23 protein-coding genes are annotated in these 24,521 nt (G+C 62.8%); 13 read left to right on the top strand and 10 right to left on the bottom strand.

Translation table 11 applies throughout. The annotated features are described in order from the left end of the window. Positions 1-224: 224 nt before the first annotated feature. The 5 genes from NAV32_RS12505 to NAV32_RS12525 all read left to right on the top strand — a co-directional run bounded on the left by NAV32_RS12505 (position 225) and on the right by NAV32_RS12525 (position 5,535). Positions 225-1,178 carry an XdhC family protein gene (locus NAV32_RS12505; RefSeq protein ID WP_256053130.1) on the top strand — a complete coding sequence of 318 codons (954 nt, stop codon included), beginning with the start codon at positions 225-227 and terminating at the stop codon, positions 1,176-1,178. Next, positions 1,171-1,770: a nucleotidyltransferase family protein gene (locus tag NAV32_RS12510; protein ID WP_256053131.1), complete on the top strand. Its 600-nt coding sequence runs from the start codon at positions 1,171-1,173 to the stop codon at positions 1,768-1,770. The genes NAV32_RS12505 and NAV32_RS12510 overlap by 8 nt, the downstream gene beginning before the upstream one ends. A gap of 74 nt (positions 1,771-1,844) precedes the next feature. After that, positions 1,845-2,345 carry a (2Fe-2S)-binding protein gene (locus tag NAV32_RS12515; RefSeq protein WP_256053132.1) on the top strand — a complete coding sequence of 167 codons (501 nt, stop codon included), beginning with the start codon at positions 1,845-1,847 and terminating at the stop codon, positions 2,343-2,345. Continuing rightward, positions 2,342-3,334 carry an FAD binding domain-containing protein gene (locus NAV32_RS12520; protein ID WP_256053133.1) on the top strand — a complete coding sequence of 331 codons (993 nt, stop codon included), beginning with the start codon at positions 2,342-2,344 and terminating at the stop codon, positions 3,332-3,334. The genes NAV32_RS12515 and NAV32_RS12520 overlap by 4 nt, the downstream gene beginning before the upstream one ends. Beyond that, on the top strand, positions 3,331-5,535 hold the full coding sequence (locus NAV32_RS12525) for a xanthine dehydrogenase family protein molybdopterin-binding subunit (protein WP_256053134.1): 2,205 nt from the start codon (positions 3,331-3,333) through the stop codon (positions 5,533-5,535). The genes NAV32_RS12520 and NAV32_RS12525 overlap by 4 nt, the downstream gene beginning before the upstream one ends. A gap of 55 nt (positions 5,536-5,590) precedes the next feature. Here NAV32_RS12525 and NAV32_RS12530 read toward each other — a convergent pair whose 3' ends face one another. Beyond that, entirely contained in the window at positions 5,591-6,712 is a 1,122-nt protein-coding gene (locus NAV32_RS12530) for a methyltransferase (RefSeq protein WP_256053135.1), read from the bottom strand. Positions 6,713-6,817: 105 nt separating this feature from the next. Between NAV32_RS12530 and NAV32_RS12535 the strand changes: the two genes are divergently transcribed. Further along, a complete protein-coding gene (locus NAV32_RS12535; protein WP_256053136.1) occupies positions 6,818-7,594 on the top strand; it encodes a ferredoxin--NADP reductase in 777 nt (258 codons plus the stop codon). 177 nt (positions 7,595-7,771) lie between these two features. Here the strand turns inward: NAV32_RS12535 and gdhA are convergent, their stop codons facing one another. After that, entirely contained in the window at positions 7,772-9,109 is a 1,338-nt protein-coding gene (gdhA, locus tag NAV32_RS12540; RefSeq protein ID WP_256053137.1) for an NADP-specific glutamate dehydrogenase, read from the bottom strand. 211 nt (positions 9,110-9,320) lie between these two features. Between gdhA and NAV32_RS12545 the strand changes: the two genes are divergently transcribed. Further along, the gene (locus NAV32_RS12545) at positions 9,321-9,830 is read left to right on the top strand and encodes a gluconokinase (RefSeq protein WP_256053138.1); all 510 of its coding nucleotides are present in this window, start codon (positions 9,321-9,323) and stop codon (positions 9,828-9,830) included. A 12-nt stretch (positions 9,831-9,842) separates the two neighbouring features. Here the strand turns inward: NAV32_RS12545 and siaD are convergent, their stop codons facing one another. The 6 genes from siaD to ettA all read right to left on the bottom strand — a co-directional run bounded on the left by siaD (position 9,843) and on the right by ettA (position 15,910). Continuing rightward, positions 9,843-10,631 (bottom strand): biofilm regulation diguanylate cyclase SiaD, encoded by a 789-nt coding sequence (gene siaD / locus NAV32_RS12550; protein WP_256053139.1) that lies wholly within the window; start codon positions 10,629-10,631, stop codon positions 9,843-9,845. A 12-nt stretch (positions 10,632-10,643) separates the two neighbouring features. After that, positions 10,644-11,021 carry a biofilm regulation phosphoprotein SiaC gene (gene siaC, locus NAV32_RS12555; RefSeq protein WP_256053140.1) on the bottom strand — a complete coding sequence of 126 codons (378 nt, stop codon included), beginning with the start codon at positions 11,019-11,021 and terminating at the stop codon, positions 10,644-10,646. Between the two features lie 20 nt (positions 11,022-11,041). Further along, positions 11,042-11,584 carry a biofilm regulation protein kinase SiaB gene (siaB, locus tag NAV32_RS12560; protein WP_256053141.1) on the bottom strand — a complete coding sequence of 181 codons (543 nt, stop codon included), beginning with the start codon at positions 11,582-11,584 and terminating at the stop codon, positions 11,042-11,044. A 23-nt stretch (positions 11,585-11,607) separates the two neighbouring features. Further along, positions 11,608-13,596, bottom strand: a complete 1,989-nt coding sequence (siaA, locus tag NAV32_RS12565; RefSeq protein ID WP_256053143.1) for a biofilm regulation protein phosphatase SiaA — start codon at positions 13,594-13,596, stop codon at positions 11,608-11,610. A 189-nt stretch (positions 13,597-13,785) separates the two neighbouring features. Continuing rightward, a complete protein-coding gene (locus NAV32_RS12570) occupies positions 13,786-14,097 on the bottom strand; it encodes a plastocyanin/azurin family copper-binding protein (protein WP_256053144.1) in 312 nt (103 codons plus the stop codon). A 145-nt stretch (positions 14,098-14,242) separates the two neighbouring features. After that, the gene (gene ettA / locus NAV32_RS12575; protein ID WP_256053145.1) at positions 14,243-15,910 is read right to left on the bottom strand and encodes an energy-dependent translational throttle protein EttA; all 1,668 of its coding nucleotides are present in this window, start codon (positions 15,908-15,910) and stop codon (positions 14,243-14,245) included. A gap of 226 nt (positions 15,911-16,136) precedes the next feature. On the opposite strand from ettA, the gene NAV32_RS12580 reads away from it, so the two are divergent. The 4 genes from NAV32_RS12580 to NAV32_RS12595 all read left to right on the top strand — a co-directional run bounded on the left by NAV32_RS12580 (position 16,137) and on the right by NAV32_RS12595 (position 21,506). Continuing rightward, positions 16,137-19,112, top strand: coding sequence for an EAL domain-containing protein (locus NAV32_RS12580; RefSeq protein ID WP_256053146.1), 2,976 nt, complete (start codon positions 16,137-16,139; stop codon positions 19,110-19,112). Between the two features lie 114 nt (positions 19,113-19,226). Beyond that, positions 19,227-20,480 (top strand): serine hydroxymethyltransferase, encoded by a 1,254-nt coding sequence (glyA, locus tag NAV32_RS12585; protein WP_256053147.1) that lies wholly within the window; start codon positions 19,227-19,229, stop codon positions 20,478-20,480. Positions 20,481-20,624: 144 nt separating this feature from the next. Beyond that, a complete protein-coding gene (locus tag NAV32_RS12590; RefSeq protein ID WP_256053148.1) occupies positions 20,625-21,086 on the top strand; it encodes a methyltransferase family protein in 462 nt (153 codons plus the stop codon). Positions 21,087-21,137: 51 nt separating this feature from the next. Continuing rightward, on the top strand, positions 21,138-21,506 hold the full coding sequence (locus NAV32_RS12595) for a PilZ domain-containing protein (protein ID WP_256053149.1): 369 nt from the start codon (positions 21,138-21,140) through the stop codon (positions 21,504-21,506). 96 nt (positions 21,507-21,602) lie between these two features. On the opposite strand, the gene radA is transcribed toward NAV32_RS12595, so the two are convergent. Beyond that, complete coding sequence (radA, locus tag NAV32_RS12600) at positions 21,603-22,964, bottom strand: DNA repair protein RadA (protein WP_256053150.1); 1,362 nt, start codon at positions 22,962-22,964, stop codon at positions 21,603-21,605. A 115-nt stretch (positions 22,965-23,079) separates the two neighbouring features. Between radA and NAV32_RS12605 the strand changes: the two genes are divergently transcribed. Further along, a complete protein-coding gene (locus NAV32_RS12605; RefSeq protein ID WP_256053151.1) occupies positions 23,080-23,514 on the top strand; it encodes a CopD family protein in 435 nt (144 codons plus the stop codon). Positions 23,515-23,631: 117 nt separating this feature from the next. Here the strand turns inward: NAV32_RS12605 and NAV32_RS12610 are convergent, their stop codons facing one another. Further along, entirely contained in the window at positions 23,632-23,889 is a 258-nt protein-coding gene (locus NAV32_RS12610; protein WP_256053152.1) for a hypothetical protein, read from the bottom strand. Between the two features lie 213 nt (positions 23,890-24,102). Here NAV32_RS12610 and mscL point away from each other — a divergent pair, with 213 nt between their 5' ends. After that, complete coding sequence (mscL, locus tag NAV32_RS12615; RefSeq protein WP_256053153.1) at positions 24,103-24,513, top strand: large-conductance mechanosensitive channel protein MscL; 411 nt, start codon at positions 24,103-24,105, stop codon at positions 24,511-24,513. Positions 24,514-24,521: the final 8 nt, after the last annotated feature.

The following is a 24,521-nucleotide window of genomic DNA, read 5'->3' on the forward strand; positions in this document are numbered from 1 at the left end:
TGAGGTGCACGGCGCGCCGCGTACCTGATAGCAAAGCCCATGGCTGGGCGGGTCGCAAAAAAGCCACGCATCTTACACCGGTCGCCCGATCGGTTGGACCTCTTCATGCGGCCTTGGCGACGACCAGCGAGGCCCTGCTTGGCGAGCCGAACTTAGCGCATGGCGCGTCGGTCACTGAAAGCAGACCGGCCAGATGCCGGTGCCGAAATGAACAAGGGGAAACGATGGACAGTGTCGATCTGGCGGTATTGCGCCGCGCCCGCGACTGGCTGCGCGAGGGTCGGGGGGTGACGCTCTACACCGTCGTACAGACCTGGGGCAGCGCACCGCGGCCGGTGGGTGCGCTGCTGGCGCTGCGCGACGATGGGCGGGTCGAGGGCTCGGTGTCGGGCGGGTGCGTGGAGGATGATTTGTTGGCGCGTGAATCGTCGAATACGACGCATGACGCTTGCGAGCTGATCACCTATGGCGTCACCCGCGAGGAGTCGGCGCGTTTCGGCCTGCCCTGCGGCGGCACGCTGCGCCTGGTGCGCGAACCCTTGCGTGACGTGGGCTGGCTCGATGAGTTGCTGCAGCGCTGCGTAGCCCATGAATGCGTGCTGCGAGGCCTCGACCTGGCCAGCGGCAGCGTCAGCCTGAGGTGCACCGAGCCCGGTCAGTTGCTGAGCTTCGACGGCAAGACCCTGAACGCGCCCTTTGGTCCCGGCTGGCGCATCCTGCTGATCGGCGCGGGGCAGCTGTCGCGCTATGTCGCCGAACTCTCTGTGGGGCTGGGCTTTGAGGTGCTGATCTGCGATCCGCGTGAAGGCTACCGCCACGCCTGGCCAGCGGAGCAGGTGCGCTTCATCAAGGGCATGCCGGACGATGCGGTGCTGGCTGTCGAGCCGGATGCACACACGGCCATCGTTGCGCTGACGCATGACCCGCGCCTGGACGACATGGCGCTGCTCAGCGCATTGAAGTCGAAGGCCTTCTACGTCGGCGCCCTGGGTTCGCGGCGCAATAACGACCAGCGGCGGACGCGCCTGTTGATGCTGGGACTGAGCGAAGCCGAGGTGGCACGGCTGCATGGGCCGATCGGGCTGGCCATCGGCAGCCGCACGCCCGCGGAAATCGCCCTGTCGCTGATGGCCGAGGTGGTAGCCATTCGTAACGGAGTATCGCCGCGCCATGCTTGAGTCCGGCGTAGGTGCGCTGGTGCTGGCCGCCGGGCAGGGCAGTCGCTACCGGGAGCATCTGAACGAGGACAAATTGCGCGCGCCTTGCCGCGTCGACAGTGATTCGACGTCGGTGATGGAGGCAACGCTGATGGCGCTGCAGGGTGCGACCGAGCAAAGCCTGGTGGTGGTGCGGGAGGACAATCGCGGCCTGCGTGAATGGCTGGTGCAAAACGAGCAGCGACTAAGTTTCACCACGCTGGCCGTCACTTCACGCGGGCTTGGTCACAGCCTGGCCCAAGCGGTGGCGCACCAGACCCGCGTCCGCGGCTGGCTGGTCGTGCTGGGCGATATGCCCTATGTGCGCGGCGAAACCCTGCGTCGCATAGCCGCCGCGATTCGCGAGGACGCGCTGGTGGTGCCGGTGTATCAGGGGCGTCGCGGGCATCCGCGCGGTATTGGCTCGGCGTACCGGGACGCGCTGCTGACGCTCGATGGTGATCAGGGTGCGCAAGCCCTGTTCGCCGGCAATCTACTCATCGAACTCGACGTGGACGACCCCGGCATTCTGCAGGACATCGACCGGCCACAGGATCGCCTGCCCGGTTGCTGAACGTTTTCGCTCAGGCCTCAGTCGTAACCACAACGCAGGGAAAGCGATCCGTACGCCTAAACCGTGAGGCTGACATGAGCGAAACTACCTGCACCCTTTCCCTGCATCTGAACGGCCAGCATCGCCAGCTGGACGTTCGTTCCTGGACCACGCTGCTCGATCTGCTGCGCGAACAGCTCGACCTGACCGGCACCAAGAAGGGCTGCGACCACGGCCAGTGTGGCGCCTGCACGGTGCTGCTGAACGGCAAGCGGATCAACAGCTGCCTGACGCTTGCGGTGATGCACGACGGTGCCCGGCTGACCACCATCGAAGGGCTGGCTGAAGGCAACGAGCTGCGCCCGATGCAGGCCGCCTTCGTCCGCCACGATGCCTTCCAGTGCGGTTACTGCACGCCGGGGCAGATCTGTTCGGCGGTCGGTCTGGCCGGCGAGAACCGTGCCCATGACCGAGACAGTATTCGCGAGCTGATGAGCGGCAACCTCTGCCGCTGCGGTGCCTACCCGAACATTCTCGCGGCGGTGGAAGAAGCCTTGCCCGCCAGCCGCGACCGGCTGCAGGAGAAGGCACCATGAGCCCTTTTCACTATCACCGACCTGAGCGAATCGAGGAGGCGCTGGCGTTGGCCGGCCCGGACAGCCGCTACATCGCCGGTGGCACCAACCTGCTCGATCTGATGAAGGTAAACGTCCTGCATCCGCGCCAGCTGATCGACATCAACCGCCTGCCGTTGCACGCGATCGAGGAAACGCCGGGCGGCGGGCTGATGATCGGTGCGCTGGTGAGCAATGCCGATCTGGCCTGGCACCCGCAGATCGAACAACGCTATCCCTTGCTGTCCAGGGCGATTCTCGCCGGCGCTTCGCCACAGCTGCGCAACATGGCCACCACCGGCGGCAATCTGCTGCAACGCACCCGCTGTTACTACTTCTACGACACCGGCACGCCGTGCAACAAGCGCGAGCCGGGCACCGGCTGCCCGGCGCGAGACGGGCTCAATCGCATCCACGCGATTCTCGGCGCCAGCGAAGCTTGCGTCGCGGTGCACCCTTCCGATATGTGCGTGGCGCTGGCCGCCCTGGAGGCGCAAGTGCATGTCCAGGGGCCGCACGGCAAGCGGCGCATCGCCATGTCCGATTTCCATCGTCTGCCGAGCGACCGGCCCGAGCTCGACAACAGTCTGAGCGAAGGTGAATTGATCATCGCCGTGGAGCTACCGGCAGAGGGCTTTGCGCAACACAGCGCCTACCTCAAGCTGCGTGACCGTGCCTCCTACGCGTTTGCGTTGGTCTCGGTGGCCGCGGCGCTGGAGCTGGAGCTGGATGGTACGACCATCAAGGCGGCGCGCCTGGCGCTCGGCGGTGTCGCTCACAAGCCCTGGCGGGTCGAGGCTGCCGAACAAACGTTGTGTGGAAAGCCTGCTGATGAGGCAAGTTTCGCCATCGCCGCCAACCTGCTGCTGGAGGGCGCCCAGCCGCTGCAGCACAACGCCTTCAAACCTGAGCTCGCTCGCCGCGCCATCATCCGTGCGCTTGGTGAGGCTGCCCGAGGAGCCGCCCGATGAATACGCTCAACTCACCGGTCGGCCTGCCGCTGGATCGCGTCGATGGTCCGCTCAAGGTCACCGGCCAGGCCCGTTACGCCGCCGAATTCGGCACGCCTCACCTGCTGCATGGCAGTGTGGTGTCGAGCACCGTCGCCCGTGGTCGCGTGCGCCACATCGACAGCCGTGAAGCCGAGGCGCTGCCCGGTGTGGTGCTGGTGCTGACCCACCAGAACCGCCCGCCCATCGCCAGCTACGACGAGCCCTACGAAGACGACGATGCCGCTGAAGGCTCGCCATTCCGCCCGCTGTACAACGAACGCGTGCTCTACAGCGGCCAGCCGTTAGCGCTGGTGGTGGCTGAAACCCTGGAGTTGGCGCGCCATGCCGGCTCGCTGGTACGCATTGAGTACGACAGCGAGCCGCATCAGACCGACCTGCTCGCCGCCCGCGATCAGGCCCATGAAGCACCGGCCGAAACGCCAGAGCCGCGCGGCGATTTCACCGGCGCTTTCGCTGCCGCAACGCACCGGATCGAGCAGGAATACGTCACGCCGGTGGAGCACCACAATCCCATGGAGATGCACGCCTCCACCGTGCATTACCAACCGGGCGGCGACCTGCTGATCTATGAGAAGACCCAGGGTGTGCAGAACTGCCAGCGTTATGTCGAGGACGTGTTCGGCCTCAAGGGGCGGATTCGCATCCTGTCGCCCTTCGTCGGCGGCGCCTTTGGTTCCGGGCTGCGTCCGCAATACCAGTTGCCGCTGGCGGTGATGGCTGCCCTCACGCTCAAGCGCTCAGTGCGCGTGGTGCTGACGCGCCAGCAGATGTTCACCTTCGGCTATCGCCCGCGCAGCATTCAGCGTCTCTCGCTGGGGGCGGCCGAGAATGGCGAGCTGCAGGCGGTGGGGCATAGCGCCATCGGCCAGACCTCGCGCTTCGAGGACTTCACCGAGCACGAGGTGGAGTGGTCGGGAATGCTCTATCGCTGCGCTAACGTTGCGCTGGACTACCGACTTGCGCCGCTCGACGTGTACACCCCGCTGGACATGCGCGCGCCCGGCGCGACCCTCGGCGTCTACGCGCTGGAGTGCGCCATGGACGAACTGGCCTATGCGAGCGGCATTGATCCGCTGCAGCTGCGGCTGGTCAATTTCGCCGAGCGCAACGGCAATCAGGACAAGCCCTATTCCAGCAAGGAATTGCGCGCCTGCTACGCGCAGGGCGGCGAACGCTTCGGCTGGTCGCGCCGCTCGATGGCGCCACGTAGCATGCGCGAGGGCTTTGAGCTGATCGGTTGGGGTATGGCCACCGGCGTCTGGGAGGCCATGCAGATGCCGGCCAGTGCCAAGGCCTGCCTCGAACCGGATGGCCGGCTGATCGTCAGCAGCGCCACCGCGGATATCGGCACCGGCACCTACACGGTGATGACCCAGATCGCAGCTGCCGCGATGGGCGTGCCGCTGGATAAGGTGGCGTTTCGTCTCGGCGATTCGAGCTTGCCCCAGGCGCCGCTGGAAGGCGGTTCGGCGACGGTGTCCTCTGTTGGCTCAGCCGTGCAAAAGGCCTGCGCGCTGCTGCGGGCGAAAGTGCTGGATGCAGTGCAGCAGTTTCCCGGCTCACCCTTTGCGGGCGCGGGCCTGGAGGATGTGGCTCTCGTTGATGGCAAGCTGCTGCTCAAGCGTGATCCGGGCATTCATGTCGAACTCGGCGAGGTGGTGCGCAGCAACGGCACCCTGGCCGCCGAAGCCCGAGTCGAGCCGGGCGAGAAGCGCCAGGAGTGGGCCACGGCCACGCATTCGGCAGTGTTCGTCGAGGCCCGTGTCGACGAGGCGTTGGGCACCATCAAGGTCAGCCGGGTGGTCAGCGCCATTGCGGCAGGGCGCATCGTCAATCCCAAGACCGCTGGCAACCAGATCGTCGGCGGGGTGGTGTGGGGCATCGGCATGGCGCTGCAGGAAGAAACCCTGATCGACCACACGCTCGGTCGCTACATGAACCACAACCTGGCCGAGTATCACATCCCGGTGCAGACCGATATTCCTGAGGTCGAGGTGATCTTCGTCGAGGAGCAGGACAGTGTGGTCAACGACCTGGGCTCCAAGGGTGTCGGCGAAATAGGCATCGTCGGGGTTGCGGCAGCGGTAGCCAATGCCATTTATCACGCCACGGGGAAACGGGTGCGGGATTTGCCGATTACGCTGGACAAGCTGCTTTGATTGCAGGCGGCAAGAGCCGGTGGATGTGAAAAGCGACATCCACCCTACGTAGTGTCTAGCTCTTGATCGCCCGCAGGATGACGAACTTGGGCGTTGCTGCCACCTGCTCGACCTTGCCGAACAGCCGCTTGAGCTTGAGGTGGTAGCCCAGGTGACGGTTGCCGACGATCCACAGCTCGCCGCCCTTGCCCAGCGCCGCCTTGGCCTGGGTGAACATGCGCCAGGCGAGGAAGTCACCGACTACCTGCTGTTGGTGGAACGGCGGGTTGCACAGCACCAGATCCAGCGAGGCGAGCGGTTGTTCAGCCAGGCCATCGCCAGCGCGAATCTCGACTGGACGCTCGCCGTGAATCGCCTGCCAGTTCTCCCGCGCCGATTGCACGGCCATGTAGCTTTCATCCACCAGCGTCAGCTGCGCCTGGACGTTGTGCAGGGCATAGACGATGCCGAGTACGCCGTTGCCACAGCCGAGATCGGCCACGCGCAGATCGCCCAGCGCCCGTGGCAGGTGTGGCAGGAACGCGCGAGTGCCGATATCCAGGCCCTCACGGCAGAAGAGGTTGGCGTGGTTGAGCAGCTCCAGGCGCGGCTCGTCCAGGCGATAGCGGGTCGGGTAGGGCGAGACCGGCGCGGGTTTTTCGGCCGGGGTGGCCAACAGCAGGCGCGCTTTTTTTACCGCCAGCGAGGCCTGCACAGGACCGATATAGCGTTCCAGCAGATCGCCGGCAGCACGCGGCAGGTGCTTGACCATCGCGGCGGCAATCACCTGGGCGCCGGGCGCCAACTGAGCGTGCAGACGAATCAGCTGCTCCTCCAGCAGCGCCAGCGTCTTGGGTACGCGGATCAATACGCAGTCGAAGGGGCCGGTCAGGCGTTCGCTGGCCGGTACGAAGTCGATACCGGGCAGGTCGTTGCGTTGCAGGTTCTTGTCCAGGGCGAGATGGGCCAGGTGCGAGTCACCACTGCTGACGATCTGCGCATGGCCGGCCAGTGAACAGGCCAGCGCGCCGAAGTTGTCGTTGAGCACCAGTACCCGCGCGTTGGACGGCAGGCCTTGTTCGTGCAGATGGGCGAGCAGGTACTCGTCGGCGGCATCGAAGGCCTGCAGCGGCTCGTTGGCCTGTTCCGGTTGTCGAATCAGGTCGAGACGGGCGAAGGGCGTTTCAAGAATAGGCATAGGAACTGGCGGTGTTTGTCGGCGGCGGATTGGGGTATCAATACTCGCAAGGGCTGGACGGTCGCGATGGGCTGAATCCGGCTGATTTTGCAAAGGGAGTGAAGTATGACCGTCAGCGAAGAGAAGTTCACCCGCCAGCGTCTGCTCGAGGTGCAGACGCTGACGCCGACGCTGTTCACCCTGCGCACCACGCGCGACCCGGGCTTTCGTTTCACGGCGGGCCAGTTCGCCCGGCTTGGCGTGCGCAAGCCCAGCGGCTCCATTGTCTGGCGGGCCTATTCGATGGTGTCCGCACCGCACGATGAATTCCTCGATTTCTTCTCCATAGTGGTGCCTGATGGCGAGTTCACCAGCGAACTGAGCCGGCTCAAAGTGGGAGACGAGCTGCTGATCGACAAGCAGGCGTTCGGCTTTCTGACCCTCGACCGCTTCCCCGACGGGCGCGACCTCTGGCTGCTGGCCACCGGCACCGGGCTGGCGCCGTTCCTTTCTATCCTGCAGGACTTCGAAGTGTGGCAGCGCTTCGAGCGCATCGTGCTGGTCTACAGCGCACGTACCGAATCGGAGCTGGCCTATCAGCAACTGATCCGTGAGCTGCCGCAACGTGATTATCTGGAAGGGCTGGGCCGCAAACTGACCTACCTGCCGGTGGTGACCCGTGAGCAGGTGCCCGGCGCGCTTAACGGACGCATCACCCAGCTGATCGAAAGCGGCGAACTGGAGCGCGTGGCTGATTTGCAACTGACTCCCGAGCACTCGCGCATCATGCTTTGCGGCAACCCGCAGATGATCGAAGACACTCGCCAGCTACTCAAAACCCGTGATCTCAACCTGGCGTTGACCCGCAGGCCGGGGCAGGTGGCGGTGGAGAACTATTGGTAGGGTGGATGGCCGAAGCCATCCGCGCGTAGCGATGGCTGATCCGGCACAAGGCCGTTGCGTGTCCGTTCCCGTTTCGGGTGGAAAATCGCTTCGCGCGTTTTCCACCCTGCAAGAAAAAGCCCCCGTCCGAATTTTCGGAAGGGGGCTTATCGTTTTGCTTGACGCGTGCCGCTGCTTTTACACGACGCCCTGGGCCAGCATGGCGTCGGCAACTTTCACGAAGCCGGCGATGTTGGCGCCTTTCACGTAGTTGATCCGTCCATCTTCTTCGCCGTAGGCGACGCAGGCGTGGTGGATCGACTGCATGATGCTGTGCAGCTTGGTGTCCACCTCACCGGCGGTCCAGTGCAGACGCATGGCGTTCTGGCTCATCTCCAGGCCGCTACAGGCCACACCGCCGGCGTTCGAGGCCTTGCCCGGTGCGTAGAGAATGCCGGCCTCCAGGAATAGGTCCACGGCTTCCAGCGTCGATGGCATGTTGGCGCCTTCGGCCACACAGATGCAGCCGTTTTTCAGCAGGGTACGGGCATCTTCTCCGTCCAGTTCGTTCTGGGTAGCGCACGGCAGGGCGATGTCGCAGGGCAGGCTCCAGGGACGCTGGTCGGGCATGTAGGTCGCGCCAAAGTGCGCCCCCATTTCTTCCAGACGACCGCGACGGACGTTTTTCAGGTCCATCAGGTATTCCCACTGCTCTTCGCTCAACCCGTCAGGGAAGTGCAGGGTGCCGCCTGAGTCGGACAGAGAAATGACCAGCCCCCCCAGCTCCATGACCTTTTGCGCGGCATATTGCGCCACGTTGCCGGAACCGGAGATGGATACGCGCTTGCCCTCGAAACTGTCGCGGGTGTTCTTGAGCATTTCCTCAGCGAAGTAGACACAGCCGTAGCCGGTGGCTTCCGGGCGGATCAGGCTGCCGCCGTAGGCCAGGCCCTTGCCGGTCAGTACCGAGGTGAACTGGTTGGACAGGCGCTTGTACTGGCCGAAGAGGAAACCGATTTCACGGCCGCCGACACCAATGTCGCCCGCCGGTACGTCGAGATCGGCGCCGATGTGGCGATACAGCTCGGTCATGAACGACTGGCAGAAGCGCATGACTTCATTGTCGCTCTTGCCCTTGGGATTGAAATCCGAGCCGCCCTTGCCGCCGCCCATGGGTAGCGAAGTAAGGGAATTCTTGAAAACCTGCTCGAACGCCAGGAACTTAAGCACCCCGATATTGACCGAAGGATGGAAGCGCAGGCCACCCTTGTACGGGCCGATGGCGCTGTTCATCTGGATACGGAAGCCGCGGTTGACCTGTACGCGGCCCTGATCGTCCACCCAAGGTACGCGGAATATGATGGCCCGCTCCGGCTCTACCATGCGCTCGATGATGCCGGCCTGCATGTAGTGCGGGTTGGCTTCCAGGAAGGGCCAGAGGCTGCGAACGACTTCTTCCACGGCCTGATGGAACTCGGGTTGATGGGGGTCACGTTGCCTCAACCGGGCGAGAAAGGCATCAACTGTTTCGATCATCTGAAAGGCCCTCGGATACAGCCCATTAGGCAGTTATTAAATTTTTTTGGCCGGCGACTTTAGCAAACAAGTTTTGCCCGGCGAAAGGGCGGACTGAGCGGATGGTGCCACTTTCTGATGCGCGCCATGCGCAAACCGGGCTTTTCGGCCTCGCCTGAGCGACGACGGAGGTTGAAGAGTTCCGATGGTTTTACTGAATGGAACGGTGCGAATGATTGTTGTCATCATGGGTGTTTCCGGGAGCGGCAAGACCACCATCGGCGAACGGCTTGCAGCCCGTCTGGGATGCGGCTTCTCGGATGCCGATCAGTATCACGGGGCGGCCAACAAGGCAAAAATGGCCGAGGGTATCGCGTTGACCGACGAGGACCGTCAGCCCTGGCTGGACGCGATGCACAACGCAATTGTGGAGCGGGTTCGCCAGGGTGCCGATCACGTGTTTGCCTGCTCGGCGCTCAAACGATGGTATCGCGACGTGCTGCGCGGAAATGTCGCAGAGGTGAGGCTGGTCTTCCTGCATGGTCCGCCTGAAATCCTTGCTGAGCGAGTCAGGAATCGTCGGGGACACTTTTTCGACCCTGCGCTGCTGGATGATCAATTGGCCGTACTTGAGCCGCCCGGACCGGAGGAGGCGATGGCGGTGGATATCCGCCTGACACCGGACGAGATTGTCGAGCAGATCGCTCAGGGACTGGCTGCGCGACAGGGCGTGAGTGAATGACGGGTACTCGGTTTACTGCTCGGCCCGCTCGCAGCGATCACGACCGGCCCGCTTGGCGCACATCAGGGCCGCATCGGCACGGTTGATGGCGCTGGAATAGCTTTCCTCACCTTGCAGTTGCGCAATGCCCATGCTCACGGTGACGTTCAATTGCTGGTCGTCGATCCGCACCACCAGCGAGGCGATACTGGCGCCCAGTCGCTGCATGACCCGTTCGGCGGTATCGATCATGGTTTCGGGCATCAGGATGAGGAATTCCTCGCCACCCCAGCGTCCGCACAGATCTTGTTCACGGATTTCCGCCTCCATCACGCGCGCAACTTCCACCAGTACATGGTCGCCGACCTCATGCCCGTGGGCATCGTTGATCACCTTGAAACGATCAATATCCAGCATGGCAATGGACAGTGGTCGCTCGTAGCGTCTGGCTCGATCCACCTCGTCACGCAGGCGCTCGGTCAACAGGCGCCGATTGGCGATACCGGTGAGGGCGTCATGGGTTGACGCCTCGCGCAGCGAGATATTCAGGTCCTGCATCATGGTCTGGTAGCGGTCGGAAATGCGCGCAACCTTCTCCAGCTGGCGCAGCTGCTTCTCGAAGCGTGCGGACATGCACAGCTCTCGCTCGCGGGCGAGGCTCTGGTAACCGTCGGATACCCGTGCGATGCGCTCGATGCGTTCGAGCAGGTCGTGATGAGCCCCCCACAACTGGCTCAGGGCTTCCTTCAGTGGGTGACCTTCATGGCGCGTGTCGGCGAGGAGGGTACTGACCTGTTGCTCAAGCGGAGTCGTGCCGCGCATATCGTTCTTCCGCTAGTCGTGGCTGAGGATGGAAAAGGCAAAGGTGCAGTCTTCCTTGAACTCTTCGGCGAGTTCGACCACACGCTCGTTGTGGCGGTCGTAGTACCAGTTGACGGCAACGGACTTGCCCTCCTGATGAGCCGCTTCGAGCAGGTCGAAAATGTCCATCATCGCCTTGATGCTGCTGGTGTTGAGATACAGCAAGCGCAGTTCGAGGCTGAACGGACGCTCGGCTTCGGCAAGAAAGCGTTCGATCCACTGGTAGATCTGATGGAAGAGTTCATAGGAGTTTTCGGGGTAGGAGTCTCCCTGCATCGAGAGGCTGCCGGCAGCCCAGTCGGACTGGATGGCGGGGGTGGATTGACTGCCTGGAAGTGCAAAATCGTTCATGTAAGACGTGCTCTACGTATTCAGATGACGGCGCTGAGGCTGACGAAACAGAGTCCATCGGCAACCGGCTGCAAGGAGGCGCGCAAGGGCTCGCTGGATTTTCGGGCGATATCGATCAGCCCCAGACCTGCGCCGGAAATCACGTGTTCGTTGCGTGGCTTGCGCAGCTGCTCCTTGTACATGGCCTTGAGCTCGGCCTTGTCCAGCAGTGCCAGCTTGTCGATGGCGGTCAGCAGCGTCGCGCCATCGGCGGCTTCGATCAGGTTGCCGGCCGAGACCACATAGCGGCCCTGTTCATCACGCGAAACCACGACGGTGGCGCCGGCCTGCTGGTCGGTCCAGTTCTTTTCGCGGGTGTAATGACGGATGTTCTGGGTCATCTCGATGTAGGCGGCAAACACGTCCATCGCCGATGAGGGGTGCGCGTGCTCGGCTTCCATGTAATTGCGCAGGGCGTTGCCTATTTCCTCGATCAGGCTGCGCGAAATCGGGCCGTTGAAACACAGCATGATCTGCTGCTGGTTGTAGCGATCGCGCATGGCAAACAGGTCAAGAGGTTCCATGGATCACTCCGTGTGGGATTCGCTCAGTCGAACCGGAAAAACAGCATTGTAATGTCGTCGCGTTGTGGATTGTCACCCTGATAGGCGGCCAGTGCGGCGCTGAACGCCTCGCGCTGTTCAGCCAGTGGCAACCGGGCATTCTGGCGGACCAGTGCGGCGAAGCGGCTGTTGCCGAAGCCGTAGCCCCGATCACCCCCGGCCTGGTCGAGGAAGCCGTCAGTGGTCATGTAGAACGTGCGTCCGGGCAGCAACTCGACATCGCTGTTGTGGTACTCGCCAGGCCATTTGTCTCCGATGGCGCGGCGAGCGGCCCGGATTTCCCGCACTTCGCCACCCTCGCAGTAAAGCAGGGCGATTTTCGCGCCGGAATAGATGACTTTTCGCTGCTGCAAATCGACATATGCCAGGCCCAGATCCACATTGGTCGCCAGCCCATGGGCCTGGCCGCCCTCGTGCAGCATGCCGCGCACGATGGCGTCGGTGCGGGTGAGTGCCGCCGCGGGGTCGCCGAAGTCGACCGTGTCGAGCGCCTGATCGATGGCTGCGTGGGCGAGCATGGTCATCAGTGCGCCGGGCACGCCGTGGCCGGCGCAATCGACGATGCCGAACAGGCAGCCACGCGGGTCTGCGCGGTACAGATAGAAGTCGCCACCTACCACATCACGCGGCCTCCAGAGCACCGCAAGGTTGTCGCCCATGTTATCCGCCATTTGCCGGTTGGGCAGGATGGCGCTCTGGATCAGGCTGGCGTAGTCGATGGAGTCGTCGATCTTCTTGTGCGCAACAACCATTTCACGGTTGGCCTGCTCCAGCTCATGGGTGCGCTCGCGGACCCGGTCTTCGAGTTCGGCGGTATGTCGGCGGACCTGCTGTGCCATGGTCTCGAAGGCGGCGCTCAGCTCGCCGATTTCATCATTACGGTTGGTTGGCAGGGGCACGCCGTAATGCCCGGCGGCCAGTGCCTGGGCGCTGATACGCAGGTGTCGCAAAGGCTTGAGTACGCGCTTCTCCACCAGCCAGGCTGCGGCTGCAATCACGGCCAGCATCAGCAGCAGAAAAAGACCGATTGCCGGTAGTAACGGGCGGATTTCCACAACCTGGGCTGTGCTCAGGTCTACCGAACTGGCCACGAACCACTGGAGTTCGGGAATCCAGCTGAGCGCCAGCAGGCGAGGGCTGCCGTCAAGGCTGACTTCGAGCGTCATGACCTCGCCGGGTGCTGCGCGACTGCTGGTCATGATCTGGCGCAGCGCCTTGGCGTCGCTCATGTCGTCCAGCAGGCCGAGCAGGTTGGTCGCCAGCGAGCGTCCGCGTGAGGTGTCGGCGTTGAGCGTCACCAGATTCTGGTTCGGATGCACGAGAATCGAGCCGTGGGCGTCGAGCACCATGGATTCGGTGCCTGTCCGGTCCGAGGCGACCAGCTCCTGAATAAACATGCTCAGGTCTATGCCGGATCCCACCAGGCCCAATGTGCGCTCCCCTTCGCGCACCGGGACGTTGAACCAGATCTTCAGTTCGCCGGTCACCGCCGAGCGGTCGACATTGATCTGATAGGGTGTGGCCGATGCGAGCGCCAGATAGAACCACTCGTCGCGCGAACCGGGTTCCAGCATGTAGCGCGGTGACTGGCTCGGGGCCTGGTTGGGGCCGTTGGCGTAATAGCCGTTGCTTTGTGCGGATGCGGCGAAATAAAGCTGGCCCCCGAAGGCCTGTTGAAAACTTGCGGCTTCACGGAAAAACAGCTCGCGCCACTGCGGGTCCTGTTCGTCTTTCAGCCAGGCAAGGGTGAGCTGGGAGCCTGCCAGTCGCTGTGCCAGTGCCAGCTCGCGGGAAACCGGTGCGAACATCCGCTCACGGTTGAGCTGGACCAGGTTGCGTGCATAGGCTTCGCCGAAACGCTTCTGCATGCCGTCGAGCACTTCGTGGCCAATGAGGCCGGCAATCGCAAGTGCAAGCAGGCAGGTCAGCAGCAGAGCCAGCAGCGATTTGCCACGCAATCCGAGTGCGGCCATGCGAGTTTTCCCTTCGCGCCTGAATGGCTCACGCGATCATGTGATCGTATGGCCTGGATAGGTAAGGCGCACGATTATCCAGATATTCGCGTGCTTTGCCATCAGCCTTGGTGAGTAGACCTTAGTGTCTGTTCCATGCCACACACCCGGTGCGGTTGCATCCCCTCGTAGGCCCGAGCCCGGAGCTGCCTACTCGACGATGACCCGGCCGCGCATGTCCGGGTGTGGGCCGCAGATATAGTCATGGCGGCCCGGCTGGTCGAAACGGTGTTGCCAGGCGTCACCAGGAAACAGCGGCTCGGACTCCTCCAGTCCCGCGGCCTGGAACCATACGGTGTGATAGCCGCGTTTCTCCGTGCTGACCCAGCGCACCGTATCTCCGGCTCGAATGTGTATCTCGGCAGGTACGAACTGCATGTTTTCCATGCGCACTTCGACCTCTGCCGCCCAGGTCGTAGCGCTTAACAGCAGCACACCCGGAACCCAGCCTATCCGCTTCATCACTGTCACCTCGTCGGGCTTTCAAATCCCGAGTGTCAGTCCACCGTGACGGCGCCGCAAGAGCCTGCGACAGCATCCCGCAGCACGCATAAAAAACCCCCGCAAGATGGCGGGGGTTCGGAAGGCGCGGGAAAGAAGACGCGGCCTACTGCGCCAGCTTCTTGTAACGCACCCGGTGCGGTTGCGAAGCGGCATCGCCGAGGCGTTTCTTGCGATCGGCTTCGTACTCGGTGTAGTTGCCTTCGAAGAACAGGATGTCGCCATCATCCTCGTAGGAGAGGATGTGCGTGGCGACGCGGTCAAGGAACCAGCGATCGTGAGAGATCACGATGGCCGCGCCGGGAAAGTCCAGCAGCGCCTCTTCCAGCGAGCGCAGGGTTTCCACGTCGAGATCGTTGGACGGTTCGTCGAGCAGCAGCACGTTGGCGCCTTCCTTGAGTGTCAGCGCCAGGTGCAGACGACCGCGCTCACCACCGGACAGGTCCTTGACGAACTTCTGCTGGTCGCCACCCTTGAAGTTGAAGCGGCCCACATAGGTGCGCGAGGGTACTTCGTAGTTGCCGATGCGGATCATGTCGGAACCGTTGGATACGGCTTCCCAGACGGTCTTGCTGCCATCCAGGTCTTCGCGGCCCTGGTCCACGCAGGCAACCTGCACGGTGTCGCCGATCTCGATGCTGCCCGCGTCCGGCTGCTCCTTGCCCATGATCATGCGGAACAGTGTGGACTTGCCTGCGCCGTTGCCGCCGATCACGCCGACGATGGCGCCTTTGGGCATGCTGAACGAGAGGTTGTCGATCAGCACGCGGTCGCCGTAGCCCTTGCTCACGTTCTTGAAGTCGATGACCTTGTCGCCCAGGCGCGGACCGGCGGGAATGTAGATCTCGTTGGTTTCGCTGCGTTTCTGGAATTCCTGCGACTGCAGTTCCTCAAAGCGCTGCAGGCGTGCCTTGGACTTGGCCTGGCGCGCCTTGGCACCCTTGCGCACCCACTCCAGCTCTTCTTTCATGGCCTTTTCATGGGCCGACTGCTGCTTGGATTCCTGCGCCAGACGGTTGGATTTGGCCTCCAGCCAGCCCGAGTAGTTGCCCTCGTAGGGGATGCCCGCGCCACGGTCGAGTTCGAGAATCCATCCGGCGACGTTGTCGAGGAAGTAGCGGTCGTGGGTGATGGCCACCACGGTGCCGGGGAAGTCGTGGAGGAAGCGCTCCAGCCAGGCCACCGAGTCGGCGTCCAGGTGGTTGGTCGGTTCGTCCAGCAGCAGCATATCGGGCGCCGACAGCAGCAGGCGGCAGAGCGCCACGCGGCGCTTTTCGCCGCCGGACAGGTGCTCGACCCTGGCATCCCAGGCCGGCAGACGCAGCGCGTCGGCGGCGACTTCCAGCTGGCGCTCGAGATTGTGTCCGTCGCTGCTCTGCAGGATGGCTTCAAGCTTGGCCTGCTCGGCGGCCAGCTTGTCGAAGTCGGCATCGGGTTCGGCGTAGGCGGCATAGACCTCATCCAGGCGCGCCTGGGCATCCTTGATGACGCTCACCGCCTCTTCGACGACTTCGCGCACCGTCTTGCTCGGATCGAGCTCCGGCTCCTGGGGCAGGTAGCCGACGTTCAGTCCGGGCATGGCGCGTGCCTCGCCATCGAATTCGGTATCGACCCCGGCCATGATCCTCAGCAGTGTGGACTTGCCCGAACCATTGAGGCCCAGCACGCCGATCTTGGCGCCGGGGAAGAACGACAGGGAAATGTTCTTGAGAATTTCACGCTTCGGCGGAACGACTTTGCTAAGCCGATGCATGGTGTAGACGTATTGAGCCATGGAGACGAGTGCCCGTGACGAAGAAGAAGTGGAGGAGGAAGAATCCCGCTGGGAAAAGCGGGTCAAAGCAATTGGGCAAAGCTACCGGAATGCTCCAGGCAGGGCAAACCAACGTCCACGCAAATGGTGCTGGCACTTTGCCTTGATGTGCGTATTCTTGACACTCTGTGGCGTCAGCTTAATGACAGCCTGGTGATCCAGTCCAGAAGGCCTGATTCGCTTGACCATGATCGACTCTCAACACGCGCAGACAACAGCTACCGCCGCGCCATCCGCGCTTGGCAGGATGCTGGTGCGGTGTGCGCGCCTGTTGCTGCCCAAGCGGCTGGCCAATCATTTCCAGGCGCTGCGCTATTCGGCGATTGCCCTGGAGGCCATTGACGAACGAATTCTGATCAGCGATTTCAGTGGGCGCTTGCGTTTCCTCAACGGAGGGGCCGAAACCATGTTCGGCCTGCGCAATGGCGAGGCCTCGCGCTATCGCCTGCAGGAGCTGTTGCCTGGTCTGGACAAGCAGGCATTCGACGCCAGCAACGCAGAAGCCGATCTGTGTCTGGATATCGTACGGGTTCTGCAGGGCGGCGAGTGGCGCATGTTTACTGTGACCCGCCGTGCCTTGCGCCAGGATGATGCAGGGCTGGTGGCGTCCGGGTTCGTCTGGGTGTTGCGTGACGTGACCCGCGAGAAGCAGGCGCAAAGTGCATTGGTCGAGCGCGAGCGCTTCTGGTCTGAAGTGTTGCGGGCCGTACCCGACACCCTTTATGTACAGGATTTGTCGAGCGGCCAGCTGCTGTTCAGCAACAGCAATCTGGCCGTGCGGCTGGGCTATAGCGAGGAAGAGCGCGGGGCGGATGGCAATGCGTTCTGGCAGCGCATCTGTCATCCGGATGATGCGGAATACATCTGGCGGCTGCTGGCGCTGCGTGGCTCGATGTCCGACGAGGTGGGGCAGGAATCGCTGTTGCGCTGGCGTCACCATGACGGAGGCTGGCGTTGGTTCAATATCAGCGAAAAGGTGCTGGCGCGTGACGAGCAGGGCCGCGTACAGCGCCTGATCGGGGTGGCTCGCGATGTCACTGCCAATGTCGAGCATAGCCACTCGCTGCGTGACAGCGAGCGCCGCTATCGCATGCTGGCCGGTAGCCTGCGGGATGTGATCTTCACCACCGACAGTGCGGTACGCATCAATTACATCAGTCCGGCAGTGCAGCCGGTGCTCGGCTATAGCCCGGAGTGGGCGCTGCAGCATGGTCTCGATCAGCTGGTCACCCGCTCGCGCCAGGCTGCACGTTTCTATGAGTTGATGCGTCGGGTGCGTCGTGCCTCCTTCAATGCCGAGGCGCTGGCAGAGCTGGGCGAGAACCTACGGGGCGAGACACTGTATTTCGATTGCCGCGCCGCCGATGGGCGAATAGTGGCGATTGAATTGCGGGTCATGCTGCTCTGGGACGAGCACCAGCGCTTCGACGGCGCCCTTTGCATTGGTCGCGACATCAGCGAGCAGCGTCAGGCGGAAAAGGAGCTGCGTCGCGCCGCCACCGTATTCGAGCACTCCACGGCGGCCATTCTGGTTACCGATCCGGATGGCCGCATCGTCCAGGTCAATTCGGCATTTAATCGCATCACCGGCTATGGTGCCGATGAAGTGATGGGACGCTGGCCAACGATGCTTGGCGCGGATGTCGAGCAGAGTACCCAGATGGGTTTCATACTCGCTCAGATCGCCGAGAGCGGCAGCTGGGAGGGCGAGTTCTGGGTCAAGCGCAAGACGGGTGAGGCGCAGCCCTGCTGGGTCGGCATTACAGCCGTGCGCGATGACGAGAACGAGCTGGTCAGTTATGTCTGCTTCTTCAGCGATATGAGCGAGCACAAGGCCAGCGAGCGACGCATTCATCGTCTTGCCTACTATGACAGCCTGACGCAGCTGCCCAATCGCGCGCTGTTCCAGGACCGGCTCCACAGCAGCCTGCAGCTGGCTGCGCGCCACGCCAGCTGGGTGGTGCTGATGTTCCTCGACCTGGATCGCTTCAAGCCGATCAATGACTCGCTTGGCCATGCTGCCGGCGATCGCATGCTTCGGGAGGTTGCGGTGCGGCTTGAGGGTTGCGTGGAGGAAGGCGATACGGTGGCGCGCATGGGTGGCGACGAGTTCACCTTTTTGCTGCAACCGGTGGGTGGGCGCGATGAGGCGTTGTCCAGGGCGGTGCATGTGGCTGAGCGGGTTCTTGAAAGCCTGACCGTGCCTTTCGTGCTCTCGGGGCGCGAGTTCTTCGTCACGGCCAGCATCGGCATTGCGCTCGGTCCGCAGGACGGTAAGGACATGAGCCAGCTGATGAAAAACGCCGATACCGCGATGTACCACGCCAAGGAGCGAGGCAAGAACAACTTTCAGTTTTACCAGGCCGAAATGAACGCCAGCGCGCTGGAGCGTCTGGAGCTGGAAAGCGACCTGCGTCGTGCCATCGAGCAACGCCAGTTCGTGCTGCACTACCAGCCGCAATATCTGGCCGATGGCGTGACCCTGACCGGGGTCGAGGTACTGTTGCGCTGGTGGCATCCTTCCCGTGGGCTGGTGCCACCGGGTGACTTCATTCCGGCGCTGGAGGAGCTGGGGCTGGTGGTGGAAGTCGGTGACTGGGTGCTGGATGAAGCCTGCCGGCAGATAGCCGACTGGCAAGTCGCCGGCCTGAGGGTGCCAAGGGTTTCAATCAACCTTTCGGCACGGCAGTTCGGCGATGGCCGGCTGGGCCAGCGCATTGCCGCGATCCTGCAGGCCAGGGGCATCGAGCCGTCCTGTCTGGAACTGGAGCTGACCGAGAGCATCCTGATGCGTGACATCAGCGAGGCGATGGATATGCTCGAATCACTCAAGCGGCTGGGGCTTTCGATCGCCATCGACGACTTCGGCACCGGCTATTCTTCCCTGAACTACCTCAAGCAACTGCCCATCGATGTGCTCAAGATTGATCGCACCTTTGTCGATGGGCTGCCGCAAAGTGAGCAGGACGGCCAGATCACCCGTGCGATCATCGCCATGTCGCACAGCCTGAACCTGTCGGTGATCGCCGAGGGCGTGGAAACCCAGGCGCAACTGGATTTTCTGCGCAAGCATGGCTGTGACGAAGTACAGGGCTTCTTTCTGGGGCGACCGATGCCGGCCGAGCAGTTGGCGCTGGCCTGTCTGGGTGGTCGCAGCGCCTGAGGGTGCAGGCATGTTCATGTTGCACATGACGACGCCTCATACCCGCGTCCCGGTGGATGAGGTAGAATCCGCGCCTCACTTTACATACCGCCAGCTGATTCTCAGAGGACTGCCATGTTCAGCCGTGATTTGACCCTCGCCAAATACGACGCCGATCTTTTCGCTGCCATGCAGCAGGAAGCCCAGCGTCAGGAAGACCACATCGAGCTGATCGCCTCGGAGAACTACACCAGCCCAGCCGTGATGGAAGCCCAGGGCAGCGTGCTGACCAACAAGTACGCCGAGGGTTATCCAGGCAAGCGCTACTACGGCGGCTGCGAATTCGTCGACATCGTCGAGCAGCTTGCCATCGACCGCGCCAAGGAACTGTTCGGCGCCGATTACGCCAACGTCCAGCCGCACGCCGGCTCCCAGGCCAACGCTGCTGTTTACCTGGCGCTGCTCAGCGCTGGCGACACCATCCTCGGCATGAGCCTGGCTCACGGTGGTCACCTGACCCACGGCGCCAGCGTTTCCTCCTCGGGCAAGCTGTACAACGCCGTGCAGTACGGCATCAACGACCAGGGCCTGATCGACTACGACGAAGTCGAGCGTCTGGCCGTCGAGCACAAGCCGAAGATGATCGTTGCCGGTTTCTCCGCTTATTCACAGCTGCTGGATTTCGCCCGCTTCCGCGAAATCGCCGACAAGGTTGGTGCCTACCTGTTCGTCGACATGGCTCACGTGGCCGGTCTGGTCGCCGCTGGCGTCTACCCGAATCCGGTGCCGTTCGCCGATGTGGTCACCACCACCACTCACAAGACCCTGCGCGGACCGCGCGGCGGCCTGATCCTGGCGCGTGCCAACGCCGAGATCGAGAAGAAGCTCAATTCAGCGGTATTCCCCGGTGCCCAGGGCGGCCCGCTGGAGCATGTCATTGCCGGCAAGGCAGTGTGCTTCAAGGAAGCCCTGCAGCCGGAATTCAAGACCTACCAGCAGCAGGTGGTGAAGAACGCCCAGGCCATGGCTGAAGTGTTCATCCAGCGCGGCTTCGACGTGGTGTCCGGCGGCACCCAGAACCACCTGTTCCTGCTCAGCCTGATCAAGCAGGACATCACCGGCAAGGATGCTGATGCTGCCCTGGGCAACGCGCACATCACCGTGAACAAGAACAGCGTGCCGAACGACCCGCGTTCCCCGTTCGTCACCTCCGGTCTGCGTATCGGCACTCCGGCCGTTACCACTCGCGGCTTCGGCGAGACCGAGTGCCGTGACCTGGCCGGCTGGATCTGCGACATCCTCGACAACATGGGCGACGAATCGGTGATCGACGCGGTCCGCGCCAAGGTCGAAGCGGTCTGTGCCAAGTTCCCGGTATACGGCAACTAAGCGTTCGAACGCTGCATCGGAAAGCCCGCGAAAGCGGGCTTTCTGTTGTCTGCAGGTGGCAAGTGCGTACATCTTGATTCTGGTCGTCGTGACACATGTCCGACGCGCTAGACTGCCATCACCTGCCCGCCTGGAGTACGACGCATGTTCAAGCGCGCCACTGGTGTGATCCTGCCGCCGCCGGTCATCTATCTGCTGTTTCTCGCCGCTGCCTGGCTGTTGGAATCGGTGTTGCCGATCGCGCTGCCGGAGAACCTCTGGACGGACTACATCGGCTGGGGGCTGATCGACGCGGGCGTACTGCTGATGCTCTGGGCTGGACTGCTGATGCTGTGGCGCAAGACCACGGTCAACCCCTACGGCAAGCCTGCCAAACTGCTGGAAGAAGGGCCGTTCCGTTTTTCACGCAATCCCATTTACCTGGCCGACAGCCTGATCTATTGCGGTATCGCACTGCTGTGGAGCAGCCTCTGGCCATGGCTATTGCTGCCGGCGCTGATCTACAGCATGCAGCGCGGGGTGATTGTGCATGAGGAAAGATTGCTGACTCGGCTGTTTGGCGAGGCGTATGGTAACTATTGCCAGCGTGTTCGCCGCTGGCTGTGACAGCGGCGTGCCTGCGGGCATGACGATACAGTGATTGAGGAGTAATTTTTGATGAGCAATACCCCCAGCGAACGCCGACGCTTTCAGCGCTTCGCCTTCGATGCTGAAACCGAGCTGGTGCAGGGCGCGCGACACTGGACGGTTGAACTGCACGACCTGTCGCTCAAGGGCCTGCTGGTGCACCGACCGGCAGACTGGGATGTCGAGCCCGCGCAATCGCTCGAAGCGCGGATACGGCTGTCTGCTGACACCGAAGTGCGCATGACGGTCGAGATGACGCGCACCGATGGCGAGCTGGTCGGGCTGGTCTGCCGGCACATCGATGTCGACTCGATCAGTCATCTGCGGCGGCTGATCGAACTCAATCTGGGTGATGAAGCCCTGCTCGAGCGCGAGCTGGCGGCGCTGGGGGAGCCCTGATATCCGCTTCAGTGGAGCAGCTTCAGCGCGAACTTCGCGGATAAATCCGCTCCCACAAAAGCAGGATGCTCCATTAATTCGTAACGGGGACGTGGTCTATTCGAACAGCGCATCCAGCGCCTGATCCAGGCGCGTCACGGCGATGACCTGCAGACCGGCTGGCGCTTCCTTGGGCGCATTGGCCTTGGGCACGATGGCGCGCTTGAACCCGTGCTTGGCGGCTTCCTTCAGGCGCTCCTGGCCGCTGGGAACAGGGCGGATCTCACCGGAAAGGCCGACTTCGCCGAACACCAGCAGATCGCTGTCCAGCGGCCTGTTGCGCAGGCTGGAAATCACCGCGGCCATCAGCGCCAGATCCGCCGCCGTCTCCAGCACCTTGACGCCACCCACCACGTTGACGAACACGTCCTGATCGTAGGTCGGGATGCTGCCGTGCCGATGCAGCACGGCCAGCAGCATCGCCAGGCGGTTCTGATCCAGGCCCAGGGTGACGCGACGCGGGTTGGCCAGGTGGCTGGTATCGACCAGCGCCTGCACTTCCACCAGCATCGGTCGGGTGCCTTCCCAGGTGGCCATGACCACGCTGCCGGGCACCGCCTCCTGGGCGCGGGTGAGGAAGATCGCCGAGGGGTTGGTGACCTCCTTCAGGCCCTTGTCGGTCATGCCGAATACGCCTAGCTCGTTGATCGCGCCGAAGCGGTTCTTCACCGCCCGCAGCAAGCGCAGGCGACCGTCGGATTCACCCTCGAAATACAACACGGTATCGACCATGTGTTCCAGTACGCGCGGCCCGGCCAGCGCGCCTTCCTTGGTGACATGGCCGACGAGGAAGATCGCCGTGCCGCTCTGCTTGGCGAAGCGCACCAGCAGCGCCGCGCTTTCCCGTACCTGGGAGACGCCGCCGGGTGCGGACTGCAGCTGTTCGGTAAAGATGGTCTGGATCGAGTCGATCACCATGACCTTGGGTTTTTCCCGTCGGGCGGTGGCGATGATGGATTCGATGCAGGTCTCGGTCATGACCTTCAACTTGTCCTGCGGCAGATCCAGGCGCCGGGCGCGCATGGCGACCTGTTGCTGGGACTCCTCGCCCGTGACATACAGTGCGGGGAAGCGCTGGGCGATGGCGCACAGGGTCTGTAACAGGATGGTGGATTTGCCGATGCCCGGATCGCCGCCGATCAGCACCACCGAGCCGTCCACCAGCCCGCCGCCAAGGACGCGGTCCAGCTCGCCGGAAGCCGTGGAGAAGCGCGGCACTTCCTCGACGCTGACTTCGGCCAGGGTTTTGATATTGGCCTGATCGCCAGCCCAGCCGGCGCGCCCCGAGGGCGGTGCGGCACCGTCGATGATGGTTTCCACCAGGGTATTCCAGGCACCACAATCACCGCATTGCCCGGCCCACTTGGGAAAGGTCGAGCCGCATTCGGTGCAGCCGTACATGCGCTTGGCCTTGGCCATGGGAACTCCGGGTCGTGGAAGGGGAGTCGCATGATAGCGGCTGACTTGATTGTCATCAGCCACAAGTGGCGCGCGAATGGCCAGACTGTGCGCAACCGATCAGGAGTGAACCACCATGCGCCATCTGTTGTTTTTACATCTGCTGGGGGCCAGCGTCTGGGTCGGCGGGCATCTGGTACTGCTGTTCGGTGTGCTGCCCAGGGCCATGCGCGAGCGCGATCCGCAACCGGTGCGCAATTTCGAGCAGATTTACGAACGTATCGGTATTCCGGCGCTGTTGGTGCAGATCATTACCGGGTTATGGATGGCCAGTCTGTGGCTACCCCACTCGCAATGGTTTGGCGGATCGCCCATCGCTCATCTGATACAGGCCAAGCTGGTGCTGCTGGGCTTCACTGCGCTGCTCGGCGTACATGCTCGCCTGGCGCTGATTCCGAAGCTCGACGCCCAGCGCCTGCCGCAGCTGGGGCTGCACATTCTGCTGATTACCCTGACGGCAGTAGTTTTCGTCTGGGTGGGGGCGGGGTTCAGGTTTGGTGGGCTTTTGTAGGGGAGGTTGCGCATTGGCTAAACCGGCCTGCGACAGACGAAGCCTTTACCTCGCGAGGGGGTTATGCCCAAAGAAAAGCCCGCCGTGATGGCGGGCTTTGCGGATGTCCCTCGGCATTTAGCCGCCGCAACCACCACAGCAGCTGCCGGAGGCGTGCTTGAGGCTCTTGGCAATGTCGCTTTTCAGTGAAGCGTGTTCCTGTTCGAGTGCCTCAAGTGCTGTGCCGTCCAGGTTCTCACTGCCTTCCAGGCGCTGGGTCAGTGCTTCGTAAGCTTCGGCCTTACGGGCGAAGATCGGGTTTTCCTGACAGAGCTTCTGCAGTTGCGCGCTCTTTTCAGGGAAGTCTTTACTCAGGGATTGAAGTTCGAGGTGCATGAGAGCTGCTCCGGGTTGAAAGTCGCTACCTTATAGCCGGTGCTGGCATTCACCGGTTGACGGCGATCAAGCGAGCGATATCCTCTCGCCCCAGTCGTCGGACGGCGACTGCTCTGGCAAGCCTTCCGAAGGGCGCCTATGCTCTACGACGGTTGTTTCGCTGCGGTTGGACGGAACACCGATGCAAGCCCATTAGCACAAGGATTTTTCGATATGAGTCTGATCAGCGAATTCAAGGCGTTTGCCGTCAGGGGCAATGTGATCGACATGGCCGTGGGCATCATCGTCGGCGCAGCGTTCACCAAGATTGTTTCCTCCTTCGTTGCGGACGTGGTCACGCCACCACTGGGGATTCTGATTGGTGGGGTGGACTTCTCCGATCTGGCCATCGTGCTCAAGGAGGCCGTGGGCGATACACCGGCGGTCACGCTGAGTTACGGGAGTTTCCTCCAGACGATATTCGACTTCACCATCGTGGCCTTTGCGATCTTCCTGGCGATCAAGGCCATCAACCACCTCAAGCGCAAGGAAGCCGAAGCACCCTCGGCACCACCGGCGCCCTCGAAGGAAGAGATACTGCTGACCGAAATCCGTGATGCGCTGCGTGCGCAGAACCGGCCCTAGCAGGCCGT

Origin of the sequence: Stutzerimonas stutzeri, from assembly GCF_024448695.1 — a bacterium.
Lineage (GTDB): Bacteria > Pseudomonadota > Gammaproteobacteria > Pseudomonadales > Pseudomonadaceae > Stutzerimonas > Stutzerimonas stutzeri_T.

What these genes read in the sequence shown, in the direction of transcription:
- NAV32_RS12570 (WP_256053144.1), bottom strand. Translation starts at nt 14,097, where the DNA reads ATGAAGCGGATAGGCTGGGTTCCGGGTGTGCTGCTGTTAAGCGCTACG.
- NAV32_RS12535 (WP_256053136.1), top strand. Translation starts at nt 6,818, where the DNA reads ATGACCGTCAGCGAAGAGAAGTTCACCCGCCAGCGTCTGCTCGAGGTG.
- NAV32_RS12520 (WP_256053133.1), top strand. Translation starts at nt 2,342, where the DNA reads ATGAGCCCTTTTCACTATCACCGACCTGAGCGAATCGAGGAGGCGCTG.
- siaA (WP_256053143.1), bottom strand. Translation starts at nt 13,596, where the DNA reads ATGGCCGCACTCGGATTGCGTGGCAAATCGCTGCTGGCTCTGCTGCTG.
- NAV32_RS12530 (WP_256053135.1), bottom strand. Translation starts at nt 6,712, where the DNA reads ATGCCTATTCTTGAAACGCCCTTCGCCCGTCTCGACCTGATTCGACAA.
- NAV32_RS12605 (WP_256053151.1), top strand. Translation starts at nt 23,080, where the DNA reads ATGCGCCATCTGTTGTTTTTACATCTGCTGGGGGCCAGCGTCTGGGTC.
- NAV32_RS12525 (WP_256053134.1), top strand. Translation starts at nt 3,331, where the DNA reads ATGAATACGCTCAACTCACCGGTCGGCCTGCCGCTGGATCGCGTCGAT.
- NAV32_RS12545 (WP_256053138.1), top strand. Translation starts at nt 9,321, where the DNA reads ATGATTGTTGTCATCATGGGTGTTTCCGGGAGCGGCAAGACCACCATC.
- NAV32_RS12505 (WP_256053130.1), top strand. Translation starts at nt 225, where the DNA reads ATGGACAGTGTCGATCTGGCGGTATTGCGCCGCGCCCGCGACTGGCTG.
- NAV32_RS12610 (WP_256053152.1), bottom strand. Translation starts at nt 23,889, where the DNA reads ATGCACCTCGAACTTCAATCCCTGAGTAAAGACTTCCCTGAAAAGAGC.
- ettA (WP_256053145.1), bottom strand. Translation starts at nt 15,910, where the DNA reads ATGGCTCAATACGTCTACACCATGCATCGGCTTAGCAAAGTCGTTCCG.
- siaB (WP_256053141.1), bottom strand. Translation starts at nt 11,584, where the DNA reads ATGGAACCTCTTGACCTGTTTGCCATGCGCGATCGCTACAACCAGCAG.
- gdhA (WP_256053137.1), bottom strand. Translation starts at nt 9,109, where the DNA reads ATGATCGAAACAGTTGATGCCTTTCTCGCCCGGTTGAGGCAACGTGAC.
- siaD (WP_256053139.1), bottom strand. Translation starts at nt 10,631, where the DNA reads ATGCGCGGCACGACTCCGCTTGAGCAACAGGTCAGTACCCTCCTCGCC.
- glyA (WP_256053147.1), top strand. Translation starts at nt 19,227, where the DNA reads ATGTTCAGCCGTGATTTGACCCTCGCCAAATACGACGCCGATCTTTTC.
- NAV32_RS12595 (WP_256053149.1), top strand. Translation starts at nt 21,138, where the DNA reads ATGAGCAATACCCCCAGCGAACGCCGACGCTTTCAGCGCTTCGCCTTC.
- NAV32_RS12590 (WP_256053148.1), top strand. Translation starts at nt 20,625, where the DNA reads ATGTTCAAGCGCGCCACTGGTGTGATCCTGCCGCCGCCGGTCATCTAT.
- NAV32_RS12515 (WP_256053132.1), top strand. Translation starts at nt 1,845, where the DNA reads ATGAGCGAAACTACCTGCACCCTTTCCCTGCATCTGAACGGCCAGCAT.
- mscL (WP_256053153.1), top strand. Translation starts at nt 24,103, where the DNA reads ATGAGTCTGATCAGCGAATTCAAGGCGTTTGCCGTCAGGGGCAATGTG.
- siaC (WP_256053140.1), bottom strand. Translation starts at nt 11,021, where the DNA reads ATGAACGATTTTGCACTTCCAGGCAGTCAATCCACCCCCGCCATCCAG.
- radA (WP_256053150.1), bottom strand. Translation starts at nt 22,964, where the DNA reads ATGGCCAAGGCCAAGCGCATGTACGGCTGCACCGAATGCGGCTCGACC.
- NAV32_RS12580 (WP_256053146.1), top strand. Translation starts at nt 16,137, where the DNA reads ATGATCGACTCTCAACACGCGCAGACAACAGCTACCGCCGCGCCATCC.
- NAV32_RS12510 (WP_256053131.1), top strand. Translation starts at nt 1,171, where the DNA reads ATGCTTGAGTCCGGCGTAGGTGCGCTGGTGCTGGCCGCCGGGCAGGGC.